23 protein-coding genes are annotated in these 25,349 nt (G+C 68.2%); 15 read left to right on the plus strand and 8 right to left on the minus strand.

What is annotated here, in order from left to right; genetic code table 11:
* Positions 1–22: 22 nt before the first annotated feature.
* The 3 genes from ASE22_RS21245 to ASE22_RS21255 are packed head-to-tail and all read right to left on the minus strand — an operon-like array spanning position 23 to position 4,435.
* Entirely contained in the window at positions 23–817 is a 795-nt protein-coding gene (locus ASE22_RS21245) for an ABC transporter permease (RefSeq protein WP_056364357.1), read from the minus strand.
* The gene (locus ASE22_RS21250) at positions 814–2,085 is read right to left on the minus strand and encodes a glycosyltransferase family 4 protein (protein ID WP_056364360.1); all 1,272 of its coding nucleotides are present in this window, start codon (positions 2,083–2,085) and stop codon (positions 814–816) included. The genes ASE22_RS21245 and ASE22_RS21250 overlap by 4 nt, the downstream gene beginning before the upstream one ends.
* 10 nt (positions 2,086–2,095) lie before the next feature.
* Positions 2,096–4,435 (minus strand): glycosyltransferase family 4 protein, encoded by a 2,340-nt coding sequence (locus tag ASE22_RS21255; protein ID WP_235536387.1) that lies wholly within the window; start codon positions 4,433–4,435, stop codon positions 2,096–2,098.
* 38 nt (positions 4,436–4,473) lie between these two features.
* Here ASE22_RS21255 and ASE22_RS27760 point away from each other — a divergent pair, with 38 nt between their 5' ends.
* Genes ASE22_RS27760 through ASE22_RS21280 form a run of 6 tightly spaced genes read left to right on the plus strand, consistent with a single transcriptional unit; the run spans position 4,474 to position 8,573 of the window.
* Positions 4,474–4,716: a hypothetical protein gene (locus ASE22_RS27760; RefSeq protein ID WP_235538188.1), complete on the plus strand. Its 243-nt coding sequence runs from the start codon at positions 4,474–4,476 to the stop codon at positions 4,714–4,716.
* Positions 4,706–5,263, plus strand: a complete 558-nt coding sequence (gene rfbC, locus ASE22_RS21260; RefSeq protein WP_056364684.1) for a dTDP-4-dehydrorhamnose 3,5-epimerase — start codon at positions 4,706–4,708, stop codon at positions 5,261–5,263. Before ASE22_RS27760 ends, rfbC begins: the two co-directional genes overlap by 11 nt.
* Positions 5,264–5,273: 10 nt before the next feature.
* Entirely contained in the window at positions 5,274–6,332 is a 1,059-nt protein-coding gene (rfbB, locus tag ASE22_RS21265; protein ID WP_056364687.1) for a dTDP-glucose 4,6-dehydratase, read from the plus strand.
* On the plus strand, positions 6,332–7,213 hold the full coding sequence (gene rfbD / locus ASE22_RS21270) for a dTDP-4-dehydrorhamnose reductase (RefSeq protein WP_056364363.1): 882 nt from the start codon (positions 6,332–6,334) through the stop codon (positions 7,211–7,213). Before rfbB ends, rfbD begins: the two co-directional genes overlap by 1 nt.
* Positions 7,210–8,079, plus strand: coding sequence for a glucose-1-phosphate thymidylyltransferase RfbA (gene rfbA, locus ASE22_RS21275; RefSeq protein ID WP_056364365.1), 870 nt, complete (start codon positions 7,210–7,212; stop codon positions 8,077–8,079). Before rfbD ends, rfbA begins: the two co-directional genes overlap by 4 nt.
* Positions 8,079–8,573 (plus strand): Crp/Fnr family transcriptional regulator, encoded by a 495-nt coding sequence (locus ASE22_RS21280; RefSeq protein WP_056364367.1) that lies wholly within the window; start codon positions 8,079–8,081, stop codon positions 8,571–8,573. The genes rfbA and ASE22_RS21280 overlap by 1 nt, the downstream gene beginning before the upstream one ends.
* A gap of 62 nt (positions 8,574–8,635) precedes the next feature.
* Here the strand turns inward: ASE22_RS21280 and ASE22_RS21285 are convergent, their stop codons facing one another.
* From ASE22_RS21285 to ASE22_RS21300, 4 genes are all read right to left on the minus strand, one after another.
* The gene (locus ASE22_RS21285) at positions 8,636–9,688 is read right to left on the minus strand and encodes a rod shape-determining protein (RefSeq protein ID WP_082545538.1); all 1,053 of its coding nucleotides are present in this window, start codon (positions 9,686–9,688) and stop codon (positions 8,636–8,638) included.
* 134 nt (positions 9,689–9,822) lie between these two features.
* Positions 9,823–10,566, minus strand: coding sequence for a tetratricopeptide repeat protein (locus ASE22_RS21290; protein WP_056364693.1), 744 nt, complete (start codon positions 10,564–10,566; stop codon positions 9,823–9,825).
* A gap of 72 nt (positions 10,567–10,638) precedes the next feature.
* Positions 10,639–13,119, minus strand: a complete 2,481-nt coding sequence (locus tag ASE22_RS21295) for a TonB-dependent receptor (protein WP_056364695.1) — start codon at positions 13,117–13,119, stop codon at positions 10,639–10,641.
* A gap of 164 nt (positions 13,120–13,283) precedes the next feature.
* Positions 13,284–13,490 (minus strand): hypothetical protein, encoded by a 207-nt coding sequence (locus ASE22_RS21300; protein ID WP_056550084.1) that lies wholly within the window; start codon positions 13,488–13,490, stop codon positions 13,284–13,286.
* Positions 13,491–13,649: 159 nt separating this feature from the next.
* Between ASE22_RS21300 and trxB the strand changes: the two genes are divergently transcribed.
* Positions 13,650–14,621: a thioredoxin-disulfide reductase gene (gene trxB / locus ASE22_RS21305; protein ID WP_056364372.1), complete on the plus strand. Its 972-nt coding sequence runs from the start codon at positions 13,650–13,652 to the stop codon at positions 14,619–14,621.
* Between the two features lie 42 nt (positions 14,622–14,663).
* Here the strand turns inward: trxB and ASE22_RS21310 are convergent, their stop codons facing one another.
* Positions 14,664–14,936 carry an acyl carrier protein gene (locus ASE22_RS21310; protein WP_056364374.1) on the minus strand — a complete coding sequence of 91 codons (273 nt, stop codon included), beginning with the start codon at positions 14,934–14,936 and terminating at the stop codon, positions 14,664–14,666.
* 125 nt (positions 14,937–15,061) lie between these two features.
* On the opposite strand from ASE22_RS21310, the gene ASE22_RS21315 reads away from it, so the two are divergent.
* The 8 genes from ASE22_RS21315 to ASE22_RS21350 all read left to right on the plus strand — a co-directional run bounded on the left by ASE22_RS21315 (position 15,062) and on the right by ASE22_RS21350 (position 25,346).
* The gene (locus ASE22_RS21315) at positions 15,062–16,591 is read left to right on the plus strand and encodes an acyl-CoA ligase (AMP-forming), exosortase A system-associated (protein ID WP_056364698.1); all 1,530 of its coding nucleotides are present in this window, start codon (positions 15,062–15,064) and stop codon (positions 16,589–16,591) included.
* Positions 16,588–17,829 carry a pyridoxal-dependent decarboxylase, exosortase A system-associated gene (locus ASE22_RS21320; RefSeq protein WP_056364376.1) on the plus strand — a complete coding sequence of 414 codons (1,242 nt, stop codon included), beginning with the start codon at positions 16,588–16,590 and terminating at the stop codon, positions 17,827–17,829. The genes ASE22_RS21315 and ASE22_RS21320 overlap by 4 nt, the downstream gene beginning before the upstream one ends.
* A gap of 102 nt (positions 17,830–17,931) precedes the next feature.
* Entirely contained in the window at positions 17,932–18,582 is a 651-nt protein-coding gene (locus ASE22_RS21325) for an XrtA/PEP-CTERM system exopolysaccharide export protein (protein ID WP_056364378.1), read from the plus strand.
* A gap of 32 nt (positions 18,583–18,614) precedes the next feature.
* Positions 18,615–20,135, plus strand: coding sequence for an XrtA system polysaccharide chain length determinant (locus ASE22_RS21330; protein ID WP_056364380.1), 1,521 nt, complete (start codon positions 18,615–18,617; stop codon positions 20,133–20,135).
* Positions 20,136–20,139: 4 nt separating this feature from the next.
* The gene (locus tag ASE22_RS21335; protein WP_056364382.1) at positions 20,140–21,258 is read left to right on the plus strand and encodes an AAA family ATPase; all 1,119 of its coding nucleotides are present in this window, start codon (positions 20,140–20,142) and stop codon (positions 21,256–21,258) included.
* Positions 21,255–22,865 (plus strand): hypothetical protein, encoded by a 1,611-nt coding sequence (locus ASE22_RS21340; RefSeq protein WP_056364383.1) that lies wholly within the window; start codon positions 21,255–21,257, stop codon positions 22,863–22,865. The genes ASE22_RS21335 and ASE22_RS21340 overlap by 4 nt, the downstream gene beginning before the upstream one ends.
* A gap of 38 nt (positions 22,866–22,903) precedes the next feature.
* Positions 22,904–24,493, plus strand: coding sequence for an ExeA family protein (locus ASE22_RS28040; RefSeq protein ID WP_056364385.1), 1,590 nt, complete (start codon positions 22,904–22,906; stop codon positions 24,491–24,493).
* Positions 24,468–25,346, plus strand: a complete 879-nt coding sequence (locus ASE22_RS21350; RefSeq protein ID WP_082545537.1) for an XrtA system polysaccharide deacetylase — start codon at positions 24,468–24,470, stop codon at positions 25,344–25,346. Before ASE22_RS28040 ends, ASE22_RS21350 begins: the two co-directional genes overlap by 26 nt.
* Positions 25,347–25,349 lie beyond the last annotated feature (3 nt).

Genomic DNA, 25,349 nt, shown 5'->3' on the forward strand with positions numbered 1-25,349 from the left:
CGCCGGGAACGGGTGGCAGGATCTAGTGCAGGTGGATGCGGTTGCGAAGCCGCCGAATGCCGATCAGGCCGGTATAGGTGAAGAAGGCGCAATTGGCGATGAGATAGCCGGGGAACAGGTGCTTGTCCGACGCCATTTCGAACATGCCGTAGCGGGTGATCTCGAAGATGTTGACCAGCGGGAACCAGTCGGCCGCCTGCTGGAGCGAGACCGGCATCCATTCGACCGCGAAGAAGGCGCCCGACAGCGGCATCATGAAATAGGAGATCGGGTGGACCAGCCTTTGCAGGGTCGGCTTCTCGAAGGTGATCGCGGTGACGTTGAGGCCCCAGGCGAACGATATCCAGATCATCCCGGCGACCCCGCCCATCGCCCAGAGCGGCCGGGCGGGCGGCTCGGCGAAGCCGAGCAGGATGATGATGGAGTAGAGCAGGACGAAGGTGGTGACGCAGCCCGCCGCCTCGACGACGACGCGGGCGAGCGACAGGTTCAGCACCGAGATCATCCGGTGATACATCAGCGGCAGGCTGCTCTCGAGGATGCTCTCCGCCCGGTTGAAGATGCCCCGGAAGATGATGAAGACGCAGTAGCCGACCAGCGAGAAGGCGACCGGCGGCATCGTCGATCCGAGATGGCCCGGCTGGAAGGCGTGCAGCGCGCCGATCACCGTCGCCAGCATCATCGGCTCGCCGATCATCCACAGATAACCGATATTGTTGCGGCCGAAGCGCGTGTGCAGCTCGCGCAGCACCAGCGCCCCGATCACGTCGAGCTGCAGGGTGAGGTCCCGGTAGAAGGAGGGGCGGGCCGTCGTCATGCGCCGCCGCTCCTGCCGGCATCGAGTTCGCGAACCAGGTCAAGCACGGTCGCGATATGCCCGCGCCACCCCGGTGGTGTCCAGCCCCGCAGCCGATCGATCTGTCGATCGCGGCGTTCGGATCGATCGGCGGCATAGTCGAGGATCATGTCGAGCCACCCCGGGCCGTCGAGCGGGTCGAGAAATTCGGGAATGCCGCCGCCCGCCTCGCGCAGCGCGGGCAGGTCGCTGCAGATCGCCGGCGTGCCCACCATCAGCGCCTCGGTGACGGGCATGCCGAAGCCCTCGGCGAAGGATGGGAGCAGCAGCGCGCGGGCGCTGCGGAGCAGGCCGCTCACCCCGCGGTCCGACAGCCCGGCAAGTTCGTGGACATGCCCGCGAATCGCCTCGCATCGTTCCAGCATGTCGAGGACATTCTCGTTCTCCCAGCCGCGCCGGCCGACGATCGCGAGATGCGGCGTCCGCTCGGGCCCCAGCGTTTCCGCCATGCGCCGCCAGATGTGGAGCAGCAGCAGGTGGTTCTTGCGCGGTTCGATCGTGCTGAGGACGACGAAATAGGGGGCGGGGACCGGCAGCGGGCCGGCCTCGCCCTCGGGCAGCGGATCGCAGCCGAGATGGGCGACCCGGATCGGCGGCGGCGTAGCGCCGGTCAGGAAGCGGGCCATCGAATCCGCGGTCGCCTGGCTGTTGGCGATCAGGCCGGCGGCCAGCGACGCCATCGTCTCGACCCGCACGCGGTGGGTCGCCGCGCCGTTGGGGCGCGCATATTCGGGAAACTCGATCGGGATCAGGTCGTGGACCAGGCAGATGAAGCGGGCCTGTTCGGCGCGCAGCTTGGCGCGGACGCGCTCGGGCCGGTGCAGATGATGGGGCGACGCCTGGACATAATAGCGGCGCACCCCCGGCGCGGGCTTCGGGACCGGACGGGGCGTGAGCCGGCTCAGCGTGCGCGCCGCAGACATCGTCAGGGCATGTCGGCCCGGTGCCGCGCGGTTCGCCCATCGGGCTTCGGTTTCGTCGAGGAAGCGCAGTACCGCATCGAGCGGCAGCCGGCCGTAGACCCCGAGGGGATTGACCGCCGCGAAGCGCACACGGTCCGGTACCAGCGCGAGCAGCTGGCGCGCATAGACCAGCTCGACCCGGTCGATGCCGGTCGGCATGGCGTGGAGCGTGCGCGACAGCAGGCGCGACAGGTCGAGGATGATCTCGACCCCGGCGGGCAGCAGCGGCGATGGTGCGGCATCCCGCGGAGCGGCCATGGTCGACATGGCGGCTGCTTTATCGCGTCGGACGCGCGCCGTCATCCTCTCCGAAGGCATCGAGCGAATCGAGCCGGTTGAGCGTGATCGCCTCGAGGAAATCCTGGCGCGCCATCACGTCGTCGGCCGCATGCAGGAAGAAGCCGCTGACGAAGAAGGTGATGGTCGTGCCGTCGCCCGCCGCCAGCGGCGAGACGCGGATCGGCAGGTCATGGGCCGCGTCGGCCGCCGGAATCTCCAGGGCGATCCACTTGTTCTCGTGCGGGTGAAGGCCGCCCTTCAGCGCAGTCGAGCCGGATGCGAGCGACCAGAAGGATTCGGCATGGTCGTCGCCGATCAGCTCGAACAGCGCACGCAGCCTCGGGTGCGGGCCGTCGAAGTGCAGCAGCAGCTCGCCGCCTTCGCGCCTGACGCGGCAGCCGCGATCCTCGGGCCAGTTCCAGCCCAGGTTGGAACGGAAGCCTTCGCCGGTGCGCATGCCCTTCCAGATCCGGGTCGATTCGTTGCGCTTGAGCGGATGCCACCGGCCGATGCGGGCGGTCGCCGCCGGCGGGACGACGATCCCCTTGGCGGCGTCGCGACGGGCGAAGCCGTCGAGTTCGTCGGCGATCTGGCCGGCGAGATCGCTCCAGGCCCGCGGGCGGAATTCGGCGAGGATCTTCGCTTCGGCGGCGGCGCGATGGTCGGCGTCGAGGATCAGCTTCTCGGCGGCGTCGGTCAGCGCTCCGGCCGATCCGGCCTCGACATAGATCGCGAAGGGACCGCCCGCTTCGGGCAGCGAGGATATGGCCGACACCAGCGGCACCTTGCCGTGGCAGAGCGATTCGGTGATCGGCAGGCCCCAGCCCTCGTAGAGGCTCGGATAGACCGTGAAGAGCGCGCTCCGGTAGAGCAGCGCCAGTTCCTCGTCCGAAAGGCGCGACAGCATCGACACCTTGCTCGCCAGCACCTCGTCCTCCGCCAGCCGGGCGTAGATCTGGTCGTTGAGCCAGCCGCGGTTGCCGACGCAGACGAGCTGCGGCACCGCATCGGCGCCGTGCCTGCGGATCAGCTCGGCCCAGCTCTCGAACGCGGTCAGGTGGCCCTTGCGCGATTCGACCGTCGACACGAACAGCACGAAGCCGCCGGGTTTGAGCCTCCAGCGGTCCAGCGCCGCCGCCGGCAGCTCCGCCACGCCCGGCTTGCGGAAGTCGCTGTCGAGCGGAATCACCGCGATATCGTCCTCCTCGAGCCCGTGGCCGAGCGTCGCGGCGACGGCGATCAGGTCCTTCCGCGTCGCCTTCGAATTGACCAGGAAATGGTCGGCGTGGTCGAACACGCCGATCACCCAGCTGATGAAGTCCTGGGTCAATCCGCGCGTGCAATGCTCGGGCGCCATGATCGGGATCATGTCATGGACGAAGGGGATGTAGCGGATACCGCGCGTCGCCTTCGCATGGCGGACGTAGAGGAAATAGTTCTGCAGCCACCAGCTGGTGCCGAGGTTGATCAGCGAGGCGCCCTGCGGAAAGTCGAACGGATCGGTCAGCGACAGGAACAGCCGCAGGCCGGCGATGGCCTGCAACCATTCGGGGGCGAAGCGATCGCCGCCCGACGTGCTGAGCCGCGCGACCGCGCGCATCCGCTCGATCGGCAGCTCGAGCCAGTCGTCGCGCCCGTCGATGAAGCAGCACAGGCGGATGTCGCGATCGCCGGCCCGCTCCAGCGCGCCCTCGATCGTCTCGATCTGCACCCGCTGGATGCCGGTCGGCAGGCGGGCATTGGCATAATAGCTGATCAGGTCGGAAATATCGAAGACCAGCGCCGGCTGGGTGCCCTTGGGCGCCGGCGCGGCGGCGGGGGCCATGTCCTCGGTGATCACGGTGCGGATCTGGCCGAGCAGCGGCGCTTCGCCGACGCGCGGCGGAAACTGCGCGAACAGGGTCTTCAGCTGCTCGATCAGCGCCGCGCGGCCCTTGTGCGTGCGCGCGGCGAGCAGGCGGAGCAGCTCGTCGCCTTCCTGCGGCGCCTGCTCCCCGGCGTGCAGCGCCCGGATGAAGTGGACGATCGCCAGGTCGTCGCGGCCGAGCTGCTTGTAGATATGCGCCATGAAGACATGGGTTTGGGCGGCGGCGGGGTCCAGCTTCGCGGCCTCGCCATAGGCCTCGACCGCCGCCGCGAGCGCCCCTTGTTCCTTCTGAGCATGGCCGAGCTGGATCCAGATCGCCACGAGCGACGGCTGGTCCTGCACCGCGGCGCGATAGGCTTCCGCCGCCGCCGGCCAGTCCAGCCGCGACCGGGCGGCATCGCCGCGCGCGACATGTTCGGTGGCGGCTACGGAGCCATAAGCGGGCACGATCATGCGGCGGAGGCGTCGCACGAAGGGAAGCCTCATCTCAGCGGCCTCCAGCCGCGCCGATGGCCGCCAATATGGCGGGGCGGCCGGTGTCGACCATCATCGTTCGGAAAATATACTGTAATATCAGTGTCATAAATGGAATGACTTTGTTCCCCAACAGGAAAATCGTCGTAAAGGAGGTCGTGCCGCGCCGCAATATACCCGCCGCGATTTCTTCCCCGGCGCAATTGGCGCTGGACAGTGGCCGTTCGGCCTGCGAACCGCGTGGCGGATCCAATCGGGAGCGTCTTCTTGCCGGTTAAGCTCATCCATACCCGCCGCTTCGGGGACGATCGCGGCTGGTTCTCCGAAACCTATCATCGCCCGCGCTGGGCCGCCGACGGGGTGGTCGAGGAGTTCGTCCAGGACAATCATAGCTGTTCGAAGCATGTCGGCACCATCCGCGGCATCCATTTCCAGGCACCCCCGAACGCTCAGGCGAAGCTCGTCCGCTGCACCCGCGGCCGGATTATCGACTATGCGGTCGATTTGCGGGCCGGATCGCCGACCTATGGCCGGCACGTCGCCGCCGAGCTGTCCGCCGACAACGGCGACCAGCTCTATGTCCCGGTCGGCTTCGGTCATGCCTTCGTGACGCTCGAGCCCGACACCGAGGTGATGTACAAGGTGTCGGCGGTCTATGCGCCCGAGGTCGACGGCGGTATCCGCTGGGACTGCCCCATGATCGCGATCGACTGGCCGCTGCCGCCCGGAGGGCCCGTGCTGTCGGACAAGGACATGGCATTGCCGCATCTCGCCGGCTGGGATAGCCCCTTCGTCTATGACGGCGAGCCGCTGCGACCGCTGTAACGGAGAGACGATGCGTATCCTTGTCACCGGCGGTGCCGGCTTCATCGGCTCGGCGCTGGTCCGCCACCTGGTGGGCGAGACCGATCATGAGGTGCTCAACCTCGACAAGCTGACCTATGCGGGCGTGCTCAGCTCGCTCGCCCCGGTCGGCAACAGTCCGCGCTACCGCTTCGTGCAAGGCGACATCTGCGACGGCGCGCTCGTCGGCCGGTTGCTCGCCGAGTTCCAGCCCGACGTGGTCGCGCATCTCGCCGCGGAAAGCCATGTCGACCGGTCGATCGACGGTCCCGGGGCCTTCATCCAGACCAACCTCGTCGGCACCTATACGATGCTGGCGGAGGCGCTCGCCTATTGGCGCGGCCTCGACGGCGAGCGCAAGGACGGATTCCGCTTCCATCATATCTCGACCGACGAGGTGTTCGGATCGCTCGGCGAGGACGGCTATTTCACCGAGACGACCGCCTACGACCCGCGCTCGCCCTATTCGGCGTCGAAGGCGGGTTCGGACCATCTCGTCCGCGCCTGGGGCCACACCTACGGGCTGCCGGTGCTCGTCACCAACTGTTCGAACAATTACGGGCCCTATCATTTTCCCGAGAAGCTGATCCCGCTGATCATCATCCGCGCGCTCGGCGGCGAGCCGCTGCCGGTCTATGGCGATGGCTCGAACGTCCGCGACTGGCTGTTCGTAGAGGACCACGCCCGCGCGCTGCGCGCCGTGTTCGAGCGGGGGGTGCCGGGCGAGACCTATAATGTCGGCGGCGATTCGGAACGGAAGAACCTCGAGGTGGTGCAGGCGATCTGCGCGACGCTCGACCGCCTCGCCCCGCGCGCCGACGGCCGCGCCTATGCCGAGCAGATCCGTTTCGTGACCGATCGGCCGGGGCACGACCATCGCTATGCGATCGATGCCGCCAAGATCAAGGCCGAGCTCGGCTGGAAACCCCAGGTCGGCTTCGAGGAGGGGGTCGAGCGGACCGTGCGCTGGTATCTGGAGAATCGCGACTGGTGGGGCGACATCCTCGCCGGGCGCTATGACACCGGCCGGCTCGGCCTCGCCACGGCCTGATGCGCACCATCCTCGTCACGGGCGGGCAGGGGCAGGTCGGCCTCGAACTGGCGCGCCAGGACTGGCCCGCCGATATGTCTATACATTATCCGGCGCGGGCCGAGCTGGACATCGCCTCGCAGGCGAGCCTCGCCGCCTATCTGCGCGGCCGAAGCTTCGACGCGATCATCAACTGCGCCGCCTATACCGCCGTCGACAGGGCCGAGGAGGAACCCGACCTCGCCTTCCTCGTCAACGGAGAGGCACCCGGCTGGCTGGCCGATACGGGCATCCCGCTGGTCCATGTCTCGACCGACTATGTCTTCGACGGCAGCGGCGACGGCTATTACCGCGAGGAGGATCCGGTCGCCCCGCTCGGCGTCTACGGCGCGTCGAAGCGCGAGGGCGAGCGCGCGGTCGGTGCGGGGCAGTCGCGTTCGGTGATCCTGCGCACCGCCTGGGTGCTGTCCGCCCACCGCAGCAATTTCCTCAAGACGATGCTCCGCGTCGGCGCGACCAACCCGGTCCTGCGCGTCGTCGACGACCAGCGCGGCTGCCCGACCTCGGCGGCGGACATAGCGTCGGCGCTCCGCGCGATCGCGCTGCGACTGATCGACGACCCCGCCGCGCCGCTCGGCACCTATCATTTCGTCAATGCCGGCGAGGCGAGCTGGTGCGAGCTGGCGCGCGAGATCTTCGCGCTGAGCGCGGCGGCGGGCGGCCCGTCGGCCGCGGTCGAGGCGATCGCCACCGCCGACTATCCGACCCCCGCGCGACGGCCGGCCAACTCACGCCTCTCGACGGCGAAGATCGCCGCGGACTATGGAATATATCCGCGCGACTGGCGAGCAGCCGTGCGCGACATCGTCGATGAGCTTGTGGGGCGGGGGCGTAGCGAGTGAAGGGTATCATCCTGGCGGGCGGCGCGGGGACGCGGCTCCATCCTATGACGATGGTGACGTCGAAGCAGCTGCTGCCGATCTACGACAAGCCGATGATCTATTATCCGCTGTCGACGCTGATGCTGGCCGGCATCCGCGAGGTGCTGCTGATCTCGACGCCGCGCGACATCCCCTCCTTCCAGGCGCTGCTCGGCGACGGCAGCCAGTGGGGGATGGAGATCGGCTATGCGGTGCAGCCGAGCCCGGACGGGCTGGCGCAGGCCTACATCATCGGCGCGGACTTCGTCGGTAACGAGCGCTCCGCGCTGATCCTCGGCGACAATATCTATTATGGCCATGGTGCGACCGACCTGTTCCAGTCGGCGGTCGAGCGCGAGGAGGGGGCGACCGTCTTCGCCTATCATGTCACCGATCCCGAGCGCTACGGCGTGGTCGAGTTCGACGCCGCCATGCGGGCCGTCTCGATCGAGGAGAAGCCCGCCGCGCCACGGTCCAGCTGGGCGGTGACGGGCCTCTATTTCTACGATTCGGATGTCGTCGAGATCGCCCGATCGCTGAAACCCTCGCCGCGCGGCGAACTGGAGATCACCGACGTCAACAAGGCCTATCTCGAGGCCGGCAAGCTCTCGGTCGAGTTGATGGGACGTGGCTATGCCTGGCTCGATACCGGCACGCCCGACAGCCTGATCGAGGCCGCCGAGTTCGTCCGCACGCTCGAGAAGCGGCAGGGCTTCAAGATCGCCTGTCTCGAGGAGGTCGCCTATGGGCAGGGCTTCATCGACGCCGCCCAGCTCGAACGACTGGCAGACGCGCTGGGCAGGAGCAGCTATGGAGCCTATCTGAAGAAGCAGGTCCTGAGGCGCTGATGCAGAATGCCCGCTACATTGCTGCCGGCCTGAGCGACGCCGACATGCTGTGGCTGCTGTCGGTGGGCAAGCTGCGCGGACTGCGCCCCGGCGACAGGCTGGTGGCGCCGGGAAAGCCGGTCAACGATCTGTTCTTCGTCATCGGCGGCCTGCTCGAGGTGCGGCTCGACGACGGCACCCGCGTGGCGGAACTGCACCAGGGCGACGTCGTCGGCGAGATGTCGTTCGTCGAGCGCCACTCGCCGCTCGTGTCGGTGGTGGCGGCCGAGCCGACCGAGATGCTGGCCATTCCGCGCAAGCTGATCCTCGACCGGTTCGAGCAGGAGCCCGTCTTCGCCGCCCGCTTCTACCGCGCGCTCGCGGTCTTCCTGTCCGAACGGCTGCGCGAGACCACCGCCGCGGTGCGGGCGCAGGCCAAGGACCTGCACGACGACAAGGCCGACAAGGCTGCGCGCCTGCGCTTCAGCCGCCTGTTCAGCAAGTCGGGGCCTTAGAGGGCCGCCGCCCGCCTTCGCCGCGCATGGGGTCGAAGCTCCCGGAGGGCGGGCGGGGTCCGTCAGGAGATGGCGAGGACGCCGGCATAGCGGGGATCCTCAAGCGCCTGTCCGGCGCCCAGCGCCACGCAGATCAAGGCGTCGTCGGCGACCACCACCGGCAGTCCGGTCGCCTGGGCGATCACCTCGTCTATGCGGGCGAGCAGGGCGCCGCCTCCGGTCAGCACGATTCCCCGGTCGACGATGTCGGCGGCCAGTTCGGGCGCGGTATTCTCGAGCGCCGTCATCGTCGCCCGCACGATCTGGCCGACCGGCTCGGCGATCGCCTGCGCTACCTCGGCCTGGGTGATGGTCAGCTCGACCGGCCGGCCCGTCACCAGGTCGCGTCCCTTCACCTTCATCTCGGGTCCGTCGCCCTCCGGGGCGTTGGCGGCGCCGATGCCGTGCTTGACCCGCTCCGCGGTGGTCTCGCCGATCATCAGATTATGCTTGCGGCGGATGAAGGAAGAAATCGCATCGTCCATCTTGTCGCCGCCGAAGCGCACCGACGTGCTGTAGGCGAGGCCGCGCAGCGAGAGGATCGCGACTTCGGTCGTGCCCCCGCCGATGTCGACGACCATCGCACCGGTGGGTTCGGTGACGGGCAGGCCGGCACCGATCGCCGCCGCCATCGGCTCCTCGATCAGGAAGACCTTCGAGGCGCCGGCGTTGAACGCGGCGTCGCGGATGGCGCGCCGTTCGACCGACGTCGATCCCGAGGGCACGCAGATGACGATCTTGGGGCGCCGGGGAAAACGGCTCGGGCCGCCCAGCGCCTTGTCGATGAAATGCTTGATCATCTGTTCGGCGACGCTGAGATCGGCGATGACGCCGTCGCGCAGCGGCCGGACGGCCTGGATGCCCGCAGGCGTCTTGCCCATCATCAGCTTGGCGTCGTTACCGACGCTCTTGACGCGCGATATGCCGTTGCGCGTTTCGAGCGCGACCACCGACGCTTCGTTCAGGACGATGCCCCGGTCGCGCAGGTAGACGACGGTGTTCACGGTCCCCAGGTCGATGGCCATGTCGTGCGAGGCGAAATTCAATAGACGGGAAATGAGCATCGGGGGCGCCATGTTAGCGGATCGACATGCCGGGTCGGGTCGATCGGGGACGGTTGGCCTGCTGACCATCTCGCCTCCCGTCAATCAATTGATCGTCGAAGCGCCGCCTTTCCGAGCCTAAAGCTCGCGCGGCGCTCGATCGGGGCCTAGCTTCGCCGTCGAAGCCCTTCGGCTGCCGCCCTGAGCTCTGCCATCGGCGCGTTTTCGAGCCAGGCACGAGCCTTGGCGAGGAAGGCGTCGGTCGCGGTTTCGGGCACCTTCGCCAGCCATGCCAGCGCTTCGTCGATGCGGCCGGCTTCGGCCAGCAGCCGGGCATGGTTGAACTGGCCGCGAAAATCCCCGCCCTCGGCGGCGCGCGCGTAGCAGCGGGCGGCTTCGGCCAGGTCGCGCTCGACCACCCAGCCGTCCTCGTAGAAGCTGCCGACGAAGTTGATCGCCTTGGCGTTGCCCATCGCCGCGGCCCGACGAAACAGGTCCAGCGCGGCCGGCTTGTCCTCGGGCACGCCCATGCCGAGTGCGAGCGCGCTCGCATAATTGTACATGCCCCAGTCGAGACCCTTGTCCGCTGCGATCCTGAACCACGCAACGGCGCGGTCCTTGTCGACGGGCACGCCCCAGCCCTGGTCGTAGCAGCGGCCCATCATGTTGATCGCCATGACATGGCCCTGGCGCGCGGCGCGATCGAACCAGCGCACCCCCTCGCCCGGATCGGCCGGCACGCCGGTGCCGTCGAGCAGCATCTGGCCGTAGATCGCCTGCGCCTCGGCGACGCCGCCTTCCGCCGCGACCCGGACGAAGGCGGCGCGCTCCTCCGGAGGCGCGGCCATGCGGCGTCGCATCTCGTCGGCGCCCATCGCCAATATGGCTTCGATCGTCAGCTCTTCGCCCATCGTCGTCGTCCCGAACGAGAAAGGCCCGCCCCTTTCGGGACGGGCCATCCCCGGAAGATTAACCGTCCGAGATCAATATTTGAAGCTCAGGGTCGCGAAGGCCGAGCGGCCCGGCGCGATCGAGGCGTAGTGGCTGCTGTAGACCTGGTTGAAATAGGTCTTGTCGGTGAGGTTCTGCACGTTGACCGACAGGTCGATATTCTCGCTGACGGTGTAGCCGATGCGGGCGTCGAAGCGCCAATAGCTCGGCACCGCGCGTGCCAGCGTCCTGGTCGCCGGGTTGATCGTCACCACGCCGGCGGCGGTCTGGGTGGCGCTGCGATTGTCGGCATAGCCGCCATAGACGCGGCTCGAGTAGAAGGCGCCGCCGCCCACCGACAGCGCCGGGGTGACCTTGTAGTTGGTCCACAGGGTGAAGCTGTGCTTCGCGGTCTGCGGGAACTGCTTGCCGGTGTTGACCGAGGGGACGAGCACGGTCTGGGCTGCCTGGCTGCCCACGGCGGCGGCGGTCAGGGTGCTGAAGCCGCCGTCGACGATCTTGGCGTCCAGATAGGTATAGCCGCCGAAGATATTCCACTCGTCGGTGATATTGCCGTTGAAGCCCAGCTCGACGCCGCGGATGCGGCGCTCGCCGATGAAGGCGACGGTGTTGGCGTCGCTGATGACGCGGGCGTTCTTGGTCTTGGTCTGGAACACCGCGCCGGTCAGCGACAGGCCGCCGCCGAACAGGTCGGCCTTGGCGCCGATCTCCATCGACTTGGTCTTCTCGACCCGGAGCGCGTCGCTGGCGGCCTGGACCGCGTTGAGCGCGTTCGGCTCCTGCCCTTCGCCGATCAGGCTGTTCGGCGGGGTCGCGGCGGTCGCATAGGATGCGTAGAGGCTGGTGTTCGGAGTCGGCTTGAAGATCAGGCCGGCCTGCCAGTTGAAGATGTTGTCGACCCGGCGGACCACCGGACGGACGCCGGCGGCGAGCGGCAGGGTCGAGGTGGTGCGGAAGCGGTCGTAGCGCGCGCCGAGATTGAGGATCAGCTGCTCGGTCAGCGTGATCGAATCGAAGGCGTAGACCGCCTTGGTGTTGGCCTCGTTGTTGGTGCGCGCCGATGCCGCTGCCCGGGTGATCGGGGTCGGGACGCCGGCCGCGGTGTCGCTCGAATAGTTGATCCACGGATCGTTCGGATCGGGATTGAACAGGCTGGTGCAATAATAGCGGGCGATCGCCAGCGCCGAGCAGCGCGGGCTGATCGTCGATCCGGTCGCCAGCACATAGGCGCCACGCAGGGCCTTCTCGGACGACAGTTCGCCGCCGACCGCGAAGCTATGCTTGATCGAGCCGGTCTCGAAGGTGCCGTAGAGATCGGTCTGGTTGATGAAGCTGTCGGTGTAGCCGAAGCGGGTATTGGCGCGCCGCCAGACCTGGCCGCCCGGCTGGGCGGCTAGGTTGGCGGGATTGCCGAACACGTTGCCGGTCGAATCGTCGGGCAGCAGGAAGCTGTAGGCCTGCGAGGTGTGGCTGAAGCGCGCGGTGTGGCGCAGCGTGACCGTGCCGAAGTCGTGCTCGGCCCGGATCGTCGCCTGGTCGGTCTTGCTGTCGCGGAAGTCGCGGCTCTTCAGGCCGTAGAAGGTGTCGCGGTCGACATGGCCGGTGACGCCGCTGGCGGTGGTGATGTCGCCGAGCGCCGGGGTCGTGACGGTGCTGCCGAGCGGCGCGTTGCAGAGGCTGGTCGAGCACATGTAGAGAAACGGGATGCCGCTATCGGGCAGCTCGTCCGTGTCGAGGTGATAATAAGCGAGGGTCAGCCGGGTCGGGCCGCCCATGCCGATCGTGACCGACGGCGCGATGCCCCAGCGCTTCTGGTAGATCGCGTCGCGGCCGGCGACGTCCTGGTCGTGCCACATCGCGTTGAGGCGGACCCCGACCGTGTCCGACAGCTTGTAGTTCACGTCGCCGGTGACGCGCTTGTAGTCGTCGGTCCCGTAGTTGAGCGCGCCCGAGACGAAATTTTCGTCCTGCGGCAGTTTCGAGACGATGTTGAGCGAGCCGCCGGCGCTGCCCCGCCCGCCGAGGGTCGAGTCCGACCCGCGCACGATCTGGAGCTGTTCGACCGCGAAGATCTCGCGATTCTGCGCGCCGATGTCGCGGACCCCGTCGAGATAGGTCGAGCCCTGGCTGTCGAAGCCGCGGATGAAGGGGCGGTCGCCGATCGGGTTGCCGCCCTCGGCCGCGCCGAAGGTGATGCCGGGAACGGTGCGCAACGCCTCGACCAGGGTCGCCGAACCGGTTTCCTTGATCACCTGCTTGTCGACGACGACGATCGAGCGCGGCGTGTCGAGCAGCGGCGCAACGGCCTTGGGGCTCCCGACTCGCTCGACCTTGTAGCCTTCGTCGTCCAGGGCGGTGTCGCTGACGGTCATGCCGCCGAGCCGCTTTTCGCCCTGGGCGGGCTGGCTGTCCTGCGCCAGCGCGGGGGCCGAAGCGATGAATCCGATGCAGCCGAGCGCCAGGAAGGCTGGTGCGTTCAGGCCGGCCGTTTGGCGGCTGTCCGGGCGTGCCACGATATGTCCCCTTTGGATATTGTCCATGTTGGGAGTGGCTACTGATAATCAATCTCAAATGTGTCAATTTATTTATGCGAATCAATCGCATTTGATTGGCGAAATGGCCAATTCCCGTGGCGAAACGGCGATAGCGGCGCGTATATTCCGATCGGTGGACGCCCTTAGCCGCCCATCGCATGGCGGATGGTGTCGAGGGTCTTCGGGAGATGTTCGCGGAACTGGCCGATCGTTTTGCCGATCAGTGGATTGGTCTCGAAGGCCGGAGAGGATGTCGCGGCCGCCGCGGCGACCAGGCAGCTTCCTATAGCCAGCTTGATCGCTGCCTTGCCGCGCGTGTCGCATGCCAGCTTCCGGCAGACCCTGATCATCGCGCCCTCAACCCCGTCTATCGACATCCATAGAAATTGCAGCCGCCATAACGGTCGAAGCCTAAGCTCCGGTAAAGGCCGCGCAGTTGCCAAGCCGGGGGCGGCGTCCCTATCTGCAACACAGAGAATCGAACGCCATCACCGGAGCCGACACCCCCTATGACCGCCAGCCATTCGACCCGCATGCTGATCCTGGGATCGGGCCCCGCCGGCCTGTCCGCCGCCATCTACGGCGCGCGGGCCGGGCTCGCGCCGATCGTGGTGCAGGGGCTCCAGCCGGGCGGCCAGCTCACCATCACCACCGATGTCGAGAATTATCCCGGCTTCCGCGACGTGATCCAAGGCCCCTGGCTGATGGAGCAGATGCAGGCCCAGGCCGAACATGTCGGCGCGACGATGATGTGGGACACGATCGTCGACGTCGACCTGAGCGAGCGGCCCTTCCGGCTGCGCGGCGACGGCGGCACGCTCTATGTGTGCGACACGCTGGTGATCGCGACCGGCGCGCAGGCCAAGTGGCTGGGCGTCGAGGGCGAGACGGCCCTGGGCGGCAAGGGCGTTTCGGCCTGCGCGACCTGCGACGGCTTCTTCTATCGCGGCAAGAAGGTCGCTGTGATCGGCGGCGGCAACACCGCGGTCGAGGAGGCGCTCTACCTGACCAACCACAGCCAGGACGTGACCCTGATCCACCGCCGCGATTCGCTGCGGGCCGAGAAGATCCTGCAGGACCGCCTGTTCGCGCATCCCAACGTCAAGGTGCTGTGGAACAAGCAGGTCGACCGCTTCGTCGGCGGTGAGGGCAATGCCGGCCTGGTCGCGATCGCGCTCAGCGACACGCAGACGGGCGAGACGTCCGAGCTGGCGGTCGACGGCGGCTTCGTCGCGATCGGCCACAGCCCGGCGACCGAGCTGTTCCGCGGCCATCTCGAGCTGGACGAGGACGGCTATCTGATCGTCGAGAAGGGCGGCACCCGCACGGGCGTCCCGGGGGTGTTCGGCGCGGGCGACGTTTCGGACAAGACCTATCGCCAGGCCGTCACCGCCGCCGGCATGGGCTGCATGGCCGCGCTCGATGCCGAGCGCTTCCTCGCCGAGGCCGATTTCGAGGCGCGCGCGACCGTCGCGGCGTAGCGTTCGGGTTCCCCTCCCTGCCAGGGAGGGGACTCGGGAGGGTCAGTTCTTCAGCTTGCGCTCGACGAACGCGACCAGCGCGCCGAAGCTTTCGAGCATCTCGCCGTCGACCTCGTCATCGTCGATGATGATGCCGAGCCGGTCTTCCAGCGCCGTCAGCAGGCCGGCCACCGCCATCGAATCGAGTTCGGGCAGCGATCCGAACAGGCCGGTATCGGCGGTGAATCCGGCGGCGCGATCGGGATCGAGCGCCAGCACGTCGACGAGCACCGCACGCACAACATCCTCTGTCCGGTCGAAATCGGTCGCGCCCACGTCGTCGTCCCTGCAGCTTTCGAAGTCGCGGCTCCGTAGACGGATCGCGCGGCAGGGACAAGATTCGGATCGTCGTCGGCGCGCACCGTTGCCCCGGCGCCGTGCAACGCCTAGCTGAAGCGATGATGCACGAGCTTCCCGATCCAACGCCCAGGCCGCTCGATCATCTGGCGCTGACCGGCGCCCGCGACGCGCCCGCGCTCGTCGACAAGGCGGGGGTGCTCGATCATGGCGGGCTCGACGCGGCCGTGGGCGCGCTGGCGGCGGCGCTGCTGGCCAAGGGGCTGCGGCCCGGAGACCGGGTGGCGAGCTGGCTGCCCAAGCAGCGGCTGGCCTGCCTGCTGCCGCTGGCGGCGGCCCGGGCGGCGCTCGTCCATGTCCCGGTCAATCCGCTGCTCAAGCATGGGCAGGTCGCCCATATCCTCGCCGACAGCGGCGCGCGCCTGCTGATCGCGGGGCGGGGCCGCGCCGAGACGCTCGAGCCCGGAGAGCGGCCCGACGGCTGCGCGCTGCTGGTCGAGGAGGACGAAGGCGCGGCCCTGCTTGGCCATGGCGACCGCCTGCCGCCATCCTCAGCCGATCCCGATGCGCTGGTGGCGATCCTCTACACCTCGGGATCGACCGGGCAGCCCAAGGGCGTCATGCTCAGCCATGCCAATCTCTGGCTCGGCGCGATCGGCGTCGCCCATTATCTCGGCCTCGGCCCGGACGACCGGACGCTCGCCGTGCTGCCGCTCAGCTTCGACTATGGACAGAATCAGCTGCTCTCGACCTGGGCGGCGGGCGGCTGCGTCCACCCGCTCGACTATCTGACGGCGCGCGACGTCGTCCGTGCGGTCGGGCGGCATCGCATCACCACCCTGGCGGGCGTGCCCCCGCTGTGGATCCAGCTCGCCGAGGCCGAATGGCCGGCGGAGAGCGTCGCGCCGCTGCGGCGGCTGACCAACACCGGGGGGCGGATGAGCGTGCCGCTGGTCCGGCGGCTGCGGGCGCTGTTCCCGGCCGCGCGGCTCTTCTCGATGTACGGGCTGACCGAGGCCTTCCGCTCGACCTATCTCGATCCGGCGCTGATCGACGACCATCCCGATTCGATCGGCGGCGCGATCCCCTTCGCCGAAGTGCTGGTGGTCCGCCCCGACGGCACGATCGCCGCCGACGGCGAGCCGGGCGAACTGGTCCATGCCGGACCGCTGGTGGCGCAGGGCTATTGGCGGGACGCCGACCGGACGGCGCAGCGCTTTCGGCCCGCGCCGGCCGCATCGCGCCACGGCGGGACCGCGGTGTGGTCGGGCGACACGGTGGTCCGCGACGCGGCCGGTCTGCTGCGCTTCGTCGGCCGCGACGACGAGATGATCAAGAGTTCGGGCAACCGGATCAGCCCGACCGAGATCGAGGAGGCGGCGATCGCCAGCGGGGCGGTGGCCGAGGCGGTTGCGCTCGGCATGCCCGACGACCGGCTCGGACAGGTGATCCTCCTCTACGCCCGGCCGGTCGGACCCGATGCCGGCGAAAGGCTGACCGACTGGTTCCGCCACAACCTGCCGGGCTTCATGCAGCCCGCGCAGGTAATCTGGCGCGACGACCTGCCCCGCAACGCCAATGGCAAACTCGACCGCACGGCGCTGAAGGCCGAGGCGGCGGAGATGACGGCATGAAACCGACCGGACCGATACCCCCCGATTTCCGCCGGCAGGACGGCGCATTGATGATCGGAGGGCGCAGCGCCGACGACTGGATCGGCATCGCCGGCGACACGCCGCTGTTCGTCTACGATCTCGCGATCGTCCGCGACCGGATCGCGCGGTTCCGCGCCGCCTTCCCGGGGGTGTCGCTTCATTATGCGGTGAAGGCCAATCCGCATCCGCCACTGGTCGCGGCGATCGCGTCGCTGGTGGACGGGATCGACGTCGCCTCGGCGGGAGAGGCGAAGCTGGCGCTCGACGCCGGGATGGATGCGCGCCGCATCTCCTTCGCCGGGCCCGGCAAGCGCGACCGCGAGCTGGAAATGGCGATCGAGGCGGGCGTCACCCTCAACCTGGAATCGGACGGCGAGGCCGATCGCGCGCTGGCCATCGGGCGCGGCATCGGCCGCACGCCGCGGCTGGCGTTGCGGATCAACCCCGATTTCGAGCTCAAGGGATCGGGGATGAAGATGGGCGGCGGTGCCAAGCCGTTCGGCGTCGATGCCGATCGCGCCGCCCCGATCGTCCGCCGGATCGTCGAGGCCGGTGCCGTCTATCGGGGCTTGCACATCTTCGCCGGATCGCAGGCGCTCGATGCCGAGGCGCTGATCGAGGCGCAGCGGTCGGCGCTGGCGCTCGCCGCGCGGGTCAGCGGCGAGGCGGGGATCGCGCCGCCGCACGTCAATCTCGGCGGCGGTTTCGGCATACCGTATTTCGCCAATGACGCGGCCCTGGACGAAAACAGGGTGGGGATCGCACTATCTGCGGCGCTGGCCGCGCGCGACCCGATCCTCGCCGACGCAGAATTTACAATAGAATTGGGCCGCTGGCTGGTGGGCGAGGCGGGGGTCTATCTGACCCGCATCGTCGACCGCAAGGCCAGCCATGGCGAGACGTTCCTCGTCGTCGACGGGGGATTGCACCACCAGCTGGCGGCCAGCGGGAACTTTGGCACCGTGGTCCGGCGTAACTATCCGATTTCTTTGACGAAATACGCCGATTCCGCTATCGTCGAGGATGTGACGGTGGTGGGCTGTCTCTGCACTCCGATCGATCGGCTCGGCGACCATGTCGGTCTGCCGGAGGCGAAGGTCGGCGACGTGGTCGCTTTGTTCCTGGCGGGAGCCTATGGGGCCAGTGCCAGCCCGCAGGCTTTCCTCGGCCACCCGCCGTCGCGCGAAATAACGATAGACGGGACCCGGATCCTGTGATTCTAAGCTTATGTTCATGGATGGTGGAGCATTAGGCGCGACATTGAGTTCACGGGCTCGGGGAAGCTCGTCGCTGGGCCGCTGGCCCTGGAGGGTATGCGTATGGCCTTTGGTGCTGCAGTGAGGAAGTTCGTCGGAATCCTGGCGGTGGCGGCGATCGTCGCCGCGATGCCGGTCCATGCCGCCGACAAGGAAAAGGAGCTGCCTCCCGCGCCCTTCGTGCCGGAAAGCGGACCGCCCGGAGCCGACTATACCATCGGCCCGCTCGACGCGCTCACCGTCTTCGTATGGCGCAACCCCGAGCTGGGCGCACAGGTGCAGGTGCGGCCCGACGGGCGCATCACCCTGCCGCTGATCAGCGACATGGTCGCGGTCGGCAAGACCCCCTCGAAGCTCTCGGACGATATCCGCGACGCGCTGTCGACCTACATCACCGACCCGATCGTGTCGGTCATCGTCAATAATTTCTCGGGAACCTTCTCGCAGCAGATCCGCATCGTCGGCGCCGCGGAAAAGCCTGCCAGCGTCTCCTACCGGTCCGACATGACCCTGCTCGACGCGATGATCGCGGTCGGCGGCCTGTCGCAGTTCGCGGCGGGAAATCGCGCGAAGCTGATCCGCTACGATCCGGCGACCAAGCGGCAACAGGAATTCCGGCTGCGCATCGACAGCCTGTTGAAGCGCGGCGACATCAAGGCGAACGTCAAGCTCCAGCCGGGCGATGTGATCATCATCCCCGAGAGCGTGTTCTAGGATCGGAACCGTGGGGGCGACGAACTAGATCGATGGAAGCCATCTACACCGAGATCAGGATCGCCCTGTACGCGATCTGGCGGATGCGCTGGCTGGCGCTCGCTGTCGCCTGGGGCTTCTGCCTTATCGGTTGGGTGATGGTGATGCGCGTGCCCGCGGCCTATGAGAGCAGCGCGCGCGTCCAGGTCCAGGTCAAGTCGCTGTTCGCCGACGGGGCCGCAGGCGACATGCAGAAGAATGTCGACCGGGTCCGCCAGTCGCTGACCTCGACCGAGATACTGAAACGGGTGGTCCGCACCGTTTCCAACGGCGAGCGGCCGCTGACCTCCTATGAGGCGCTGTCGCTGATCGGCGCGCTGCGCGGCGGCATCTCGATCACCGCCCAGGGCGAAGACCTGCTCGAGATCAAGACGCGGATCAGCCTGAAGAGCATCTCGGAGCAGCAGACCGCCTTCATCGCGCGCAACGTCACCCAGAAGCTGATCGAGATATTCATCCAGGAGAATGTGATCGGCAGCAAGGCGAACAACGCCGAGACGCTGACCTTCCTCGACCAGGAACTGGCCCGCCGTGCGAAGGAGCTGACCGACGTCGACCGCCGGCGCGCGAAGATCACCCAGGACACGCTCGGTTCGCTGCCCGGTTCGGGCACGCTGGACCAGCGGATGGACGCGGCGCGCAACGAGATGGTCAACCTCGAATCGGGCCTGATGCAGGCGCGCAGCGCGCTGGCCGCGATGAACGGCCAGATTGCCGCCACCCCCGCACAGATCCCGGCGGGCGGCGTGGGGATCGATTCGCTCGACCAGCGCATCGGCACGCTCGAGGGCCAGCTGTCGGAGGCGATCTCGCGGGGGTGGACCGAAAAGCATCCCGACGTCATCGCAATCCGCGCCCAGCTCGCTCAGTTGCGTGCCGAAAAGGCGCGCGGCGGCAGCCGATCGGTGCCGATGGCGCCCAATCCCGTCTACGTCTCGCTCAAGTCGATGCAGGCCGAACGCGAGGGCAATGTCGCGGCGCTCCAGGCGCGCAAGTCGCAGCTCGAGGGCGCGGTGAACATGATCGCGCAGCGCCAGTTCGCCGCTCCGGTGGCCCAGATCGATCAGGCGCGGCTGGACCGCGATTACGACGTGCTCAAGGAGCAATACAACAAGCTGCTGGCCCAGCGCGAATCCGCCAAGCTGCGGTCCGACGCGACCGGCAAGACCGACGGCGTCCAGTTTCGCGTGATCGACCAGCCGTCGCTGCCGCGCCAGCCGGCCGCCCCCAACCGGACGATGCTGCTCACCGCGGTGCTGGTGGCCGGGATCGTCATCGGTTCGGGCGTGGCCTTCGCCAAAAGCCAGCTCTCCAGCGTCTATACGACCACCCAGCAACTGGCGAAGGCCAGCGGCCTGCCGGTGCTGGGATCGATTTCGGAGGTGATCACCGCCGACGCGCGGGTGATCCGCCGCAAGCAGATGATGTGGTTCTCCTCGGCGGCGGCGGGCTTGCCGGGCATGTTCATGCTGCTGATGTTGATCGAGTTCGTCAAACGCATCATGGTGCCCTGACGCTATGGATGGACAGGACGACAGCGGCAAGCCGCCGCCCCGGAAGCGCAAGCGCCGCGGTTCGCTGATCGAGCGGGCCGGTTCGGTCTATGACTTCGAAGCCGTGCTGCGCGCCCGGGTCGTGATGCCGGACGGCGGTGGCGGCGGGGCGCCGATCATCGACGTGCCGCTGAGCCCGTCACAGGCGCCTCTGCAGCCGGCCCAGTCGCAACCCCAGGCGCCGGAGCCGCTGCCCTATGCGGCGCTCGACACCGGGCGGAGCATCGCCGGGACGGGTGCGCCGCCTCCACCGCCCGCCCTGGCCGAGGCTGGGGGGGCTGCGCTGGTGCCGCCCGCCACGCCGCCGCTCGCCGGCCGGGATGGCGGCACCGCGCTGCCCGCGCCCGATATCGTCTATCGCACCGCCAAGGTGAATCGCGCCGACCTGATCGACCAGGGCTTCGTGATGCCCGACGCGGCGATAACGGCGCTCGCCGAGGAGTTCCGCATCGTCAAGCGGACCCTGCTGCTCAACGCGATCGGACCGACCGCGCTGCCCAACGGGCGCCGCATCCTGATCTGCTCGGCCCAGGCGAACGAGGGCAAGACCTTCTGCGCGGTCAACCTCGCGCTGTCGATGGCGAACGAGCGCGACATCGAGGTGCTCCTGATCGACGGCGACTTCGCCAAGCCGACCGTGCTGTCGACGCTGGGCATCGAGGGGCCGGTCGGCCTGATGGACGCGCTCGCCGATCCCGACATCGACGTCGAGACGCTGGTGATCAAGACCGACGTCGGCAACCTCTCGGTGCTGCCCTCGGGCAAATATACCAACGAGGCGACCGAGCTGATCGCCGCCGACCGTACCCGCACGATCATCGAACGGCTGTCGTCCAAGGGCAATCGGATCATCCTGTTCGACAGTCCGCCCGCGCTGGCCGCGTCGCCGGCGTCGGTGCTGGCCTATCATGTCGGTCAGGTGCTGCTCGTCGTGCGTGCCGACAAGACGGCGGAGGCCGAACTGCGCGACGCGGTGCTGCTGCTCGGCGGCTGCGAGGAGATCCAGCTGCTCCTCAACGGCGCGCGCTTCGCGCCCAACGCCCGCCGGTTCGGCAGCTACTACGGATATGAAGCGCCGCGATGAGCAGCGCCACATCGCGAATCCTGCTGGGTCTCTTCGCCGGAGGGGCTGCTTGCGGCGTGGCCCGTGCCGATCGGCCGGAGATCGGCGCCTTCATCGACACGCAGCAGGTCGCCGAGACGCAGCTGCATGGACCGGGCGAGGACGACGTCACCTATACCGAGGTCTCGGGCACGCTGACCGCCCAGATCAAGAACCGCCGCATCGTGGCGTCGGGCACCTACCGGCTTTCCTACCGCATGCCCGAGATGGGCGACGTGGGGAAGAACTTCAACCAGGACGGGCTGATGCGGTTGCAGGCCAACCTCATCGACGAGTGGCTGACGATGGAAACGGGGGCCATCATCACCCGGAGCCGCGTCGATGCGACCGGCGCGGCGCCGCAGTTCAATGTCGGCGATCCGCAGAATCTGGCGCAGACCTATTCGGCCTTCGTGCAGCCGACGATCTCGCATCGGCTGGGGGACGTGAGCGTCGGGCTGAGCTATCGCTACGCCTATACGCGCAACGAGACGACCCAGGACGCTCCCCCCGCCACCGGCCCGATCAACGACCGGTTCGACAGCTCCAAGGCGCAGCGGGTGACGCTGGACCTGGGGATGGATCCGGGCGCCCTTCCGTTCGGATGGAAGGTCGCGTCCGAATATCGCCACGAGGACACCACCAACCTGGCCGAGAATTTCCGGTCCTTCAACGTGATCGGCGAGGTCCGCCTTCCGCTGTCGAGCGAGCCGATCGCGCTGGTCGCGAGCGGAGGGTACGAACAGGTCCGGACCTCGGAACGTTCGGCGCTGCTCGACCCGGTCACGGGCTTTCCGGTGCGCGGCAAGGGCGGCAGGTTCGTCGTCGACCCCGCGAGTCCGCGCTTCCTGACCTATGACGTATCCGGCCTGATCGCCAATGCGGGCGTCATCTGGAAGCCCAGCCGGCGCACCCGCATGGAAGCGCGCGTCGGCCGCCGCTATGGCGACCTGTCCGTCACCGGCCTGGTCGAGATGCGGCCGGACGAGCGATCGGGCCTGACCTTCATCGTCAGCGACAGGGTGGAGAGCTTCGGCCAGGGACTATCGGATGGGCTGGCCGGGACGTCGCCGGCGATTGATGTCGGCCAGGTCGATCCGGCCAGTTCCTATCAGCAATGTCTGTTCGGCAAGACCAAGGGTTCGGGACAGTGCGTGAACGGCGCGCTGGGCCAGGCATCGGCGAACAGCTACCGCGAGCGGGCAGCGAACATCATTTTCATGCGCGCCATGCGGATCTGGACCTTCAGCGGTTCGTTAGGCTATTCGCGCCGGGACTATATCGACAATCCCAATTCCCCGGTTTCACTCGACGGCGTGGTCGACCAGAGCTTCTTCGCCAACATGACGTTCGGCCGGCCGCTCAGCCGCACCTCGGGGCTGTCCTTTTCTTTTAGCGGCAATTTGTTTAAGAATGGGCAGGTCGGAGCAGCTGATGTGATGTCTGGATCGTTCAGCACCAGTTACTATCAAAGCTTCGGACGTGGTATACGGATGCAGGCAAGCGTCGCGGTGGATGGGTCGAAGCAGGATGGGACAACGGCCGATGTATCGGGGCGTGCGCGGCTTGGTTTGCAGTATCGGTTTTGAAATGCGGCATCGCTGCCTGTCCAGGCGGGAGGGTCGATTTGGATCATGACCCCTACGGTCTGACCGACCGGCCTTTCCAGCTCACTCCGGACCCGCGCTTCTATTTCGAGAGCGCCACCCACCGCAAGGCGATGACCTATCTGGGCTACGGCCTTGCGCAGGGCGAGGGTTTCATCGTCGTCACGGGCGAGGTCGGGACCGGCAAGACGATGCTGGTCGGCCGCCTGATGGCGACGATCGACCGCTCGCGGCTGACCGCCATCAACCTGGTCTCGACCCAGCTCGAGGGCGAGGACATCCTGCGGATCGTCGCGCTCGCGCTCGGCATCGCCACCGACGTCGCCGCCAAGGGGCAACTGCTCGCCCGGATCGAGCGCTTCCTCCATGAACAGGCGCGCGGCGGCAAGCGAACCCTGCTGATCGTCGACGAGGCGCAGAACCTGCCGATCTCGGCGCTCGAAGAACTGCGCATGCTGTCGAACTTCCAATATGGCGGGCAGGCGCTGCTCCAGATATTTCTGCTCGGCCAGCCCGAATTCCGTGATGCGCTGGCCCAGCCGCGCTTCGAACAGCTGCGCCAGCGCGTGATCGCCACCCACCATCTGACCGCGATGGGCGCGGACGAGGTGGCGCCCTACATCATGCACCGGCTGGCCTGCGCCGGCTGGAAGGGCACGCCGCGCTTCACGCAGGACGCCTATGAGACCTTCCACCGCCTGTCGGGCGGCATCCCGCGCCGGTTGAACATGCTGGCGGGACGCGTGATGCTGCAGGGCGCGATCGAGCGGCTGATCGATATCGACGGCGAGGTGGTCGAGGATGTCGCCGCCGATCTGGCGAGCGAGAGCATCATGCCCGCCGCCGGCCCCCAGCCGCTGGCGCGGGCGATGCCGATCATGCCCGAGGCGATGCCGCAGCCGTCCGCCTATCTGGCGCCGGTCGAGCCGGCTGCTGCGCCGGAGCCGCAATGGTCGCCCGCCCCGGTCGAGCCAGAGCCGCCGCAATGGGCGCCGCCGCCCGCCGCCGCGTCGCAGGCGGTACAGGTCGAGCCGAACCGAGGCGCCGCCGCGCCGTCCTATACCAGCTACGCGCCCGACGAGGAGGACGAGCCGGCTCCGCCGCCCGCCGATCCGTTCGCCGCACTCGCGGCCAATATTCCGCCGCCGTCGATCGCACAGCCCCCTCGCTATGACGGCTATGTGCCGCCCCAGGCGGCGGCGCCGCCGCCGATCGTCCCGCCCCGGCCCCCGCTGCGGGCCGTGGACGCCGATCCGGCGGTCGCGCCGGCCCCGGTCCATGCCGCCGCGCCGCCGCCCATATTCGCGCCGGCGCCCGAGACCTACGCGCCGCCGGTCCAGCCCGCCTATCAGCCGCCGCTGGCGGAAGCGTCGCCGGCGCCGGTACCTGCCCCGCCCCATCCCGCCGCCGCGGTGCCCGATCCGGCGGTGGCCGACTATGCCGCGCGCAACGCCGCGCTCGAGGCCCGGCTGGCCGAGCAGGAGGCGATGCTGCGGCGGACCCTGTCGTTGCTGGTCGAACTGGTCGAGACCGATCCGCTGCTGCCCGGGAACTCGCGGCCCGGCGATCCACGAGGCAGCGGCGATGGCGGCAACCAGGACGCGGCCTGATCGCATCATGGTAACCAACGGCCTGTCGGTCGATATCGAGGACTGGTTCCAGGTCGGCGCCTTCGAACGCACGATCCGTCGCGAGGACTGGGATGCGCTGACGCCGCGGGTCGAACGGAACAGCGACGCGGTGATCGACCTGTTCGGCCGGATGGGCGCCAGGGCGACCTTCTTTACCCTCGGCTGGGTTGCGAAGCGCAATCCGTCGCTGATCCGTCGGATCGTCGATGCCGGGCATGAACTGGCCAGCCATGGCTGGGACCATCTCCGCGTTTTTACCATGACCCCGGACCGGTTCCGCGAGGACCTGCGCCGCACCCGCGCGGTGCTGGAGGACTTGGGCGGGCAGAAGGTGATCGGCTATCGCGCACCGAGCTTCTCGATCGACGCCCGGACCCCCTGGGCCCACGAAATCCTTGCCGAGGAGGGCTATGTCTATTCGTCGAGCGTCGCTCCGGTGGTGCACGATCATTATGGCTGGCCCGAAGCGCCGCGCTTCGCCTTCCGCCCGGTGGCGGGCAGCGCGCTGGTCGAGCTGCCGGTGACGACCGCCCGGCTGGGCGGTCGCATCGTCGCGGCGGGCGGCGGCGGCTTCTTCCGGCTGTTCCCCTATGCTTTTTCGCGCTGGGCGATCCGGCAGGTGAACGGCGAGCGGCATCCGGCCGTCTTCTATTTCCACCCGTGGGAGATCGATCCCGGCCAGCCGAGGGTCGCCGATGCGCCGCTCAAGTCGAAGCTGCGCCATTATGCGCGGCTCGGCGCGATGGAGGGCAAGCTCGAGCGAGTGATCGGCGACTTCCGCTGGGATCGGATCGACCGCGTGGTCGCCGCCGAAGCGGCCGGGGCCTCCTAGGCC

The sequence above is a fragment of the Sphingomonas sp. Root720 genome (genome assembly GCF_001428605.1).
In the GTDB taxonomy this organism is placed as follows: Bacteria; Pseudomonadota; Alphaproteobacteria; order Sphingomonadales; family Sphingomonadaceae; genus Rhizorhabdus.

What these genes read in the sequence shown, in the direction of transcription:
- ASE22_RS21245 (WP_056364357.1), bottom strand. Translation starts at nt 817, where the DNA reads ATGACGACGGCCCGCCCCTCCTTCTACCGGGACCTCACCCTGCAGCTC.
- ASE22_RS21250 (WP_056364360.1), bottom strand. Translation starts at nt 2,085, where the DNA reads ATGTCGACCATGGCCGCTCCGCGGGATGCCGCACCATCGCCGCTGCTG.
- ASE22_RS27760 (WP_235538188.1), top strand. Translation starts at nt 4,474, where the DNA reads ATGGCCGCCAATATGGCGGGGCGGCCGGTGTCGACCATCATCGTTCGG.
- rfbB (WP_056364687.1), top strand. Translation starts at nt 5,274, where the DNA reads ATGCGTATCCTTGTCACCGGCGGTGCCGGCTTCATCGGCTCGGCGCTG.
- rfbD (WP_056364363.1), top strand. Translation starts at nt 6,332, where the DNA reads ATGCGCACCATCCTCGTCACGGGCGGGCAGGGGCAGGTCGGCCTCGAA.
- ASE22_RS21280 (WP_056364367.1), top strand. Translation starts at nt 8,079, where the DNA reads ATGCAGAATGCCCGCTACATTGCTGCCGGCCTGAGCGACGCCGACATG.
- ASE22_RS21285 (WP_082545538.1), bottom strand. Translation starts at nt 9,688, where the DNA reads ATGGCGCCCCCGATGCTCATTTCCCGTCTATTGAATTTCGCCTCGCAC.
- ASE22_RS21290 (WP_056364693.1), bottom strand. Translation starts at nt 10,566, where the DNA reads ATGGGCGAAGAGCTGACGATCGAAGCCATATTGGCGATGGGCGCCGAC.
- ASE22_RS21300 (WP_056550084.1), bottom strand. Translation starts at nt 13,490, where the DNA reads ATGATCAGGGTCTGCCGGAAGCTGGCATGCGACACGCGCGGCAAGGCA.
- trxB (WP_056364372.1), top strand. Translation starts at nt 13,650, where the DNA reads ATGACCGCCAGCCATTCGACCCGCATGCTGATCCTGGGATCGGGCCCC.
- ASE22_RS21315 (WP_056364698.1), top strand. Translation starts at nt 15,062, where the DNA reads ATGCACGAGCTTCCCGATCCAACGCCCAGGCCGCTCGATCATCTGGCG.
- ASE22_RS21320 (WP_056364376.1), top strand. Translation starts at nt 16,588, where the DNA reads ATGAAACCGACCGGACCGATACCCCCCGATTTCCGCCGGCAGGACGGC.
- ASE22_RS21325 (WP_056364378.1), top strand. Translation starts at nt 17,932, where the DNA reads ATGGCCTTTGGTGCTGCAGTGAGGAAGTTCGTCGGAATCCTGGCGGTG.
- ASE22_RS21330 (WP_056364380.1), top strand. Translation starts at nt 18,615, where the DNA reads ATGGAAGCCATCTACACCGAGATCAGGATCGCCCTGTACGCGATCTGG.
- ASE22_RS21335 (WP_056364382.1), top strand. Translation starts at nt 20,140, where the DNA reads ATGGATGGACAGGACGACAGCGGCAAGCCGCCGCCCCGGAAGCGCAAG.
- ASE22_RS21340 (WP_056364383.1), top strand. Translation starts at nt 21,255, where the DNA reads ATGAGCAGCGCCACATCGCGAATCCTGCTGGGTCTCTTCGCCGGAGGG.
- ASE22_RS21350 (WP_082545537.1), top strand. Translation starts at nt 24,468, where the DNA reads ATGGCGGCAACCAGGACGCGGCCTGATCGCATCATGGTAACCAACGGC.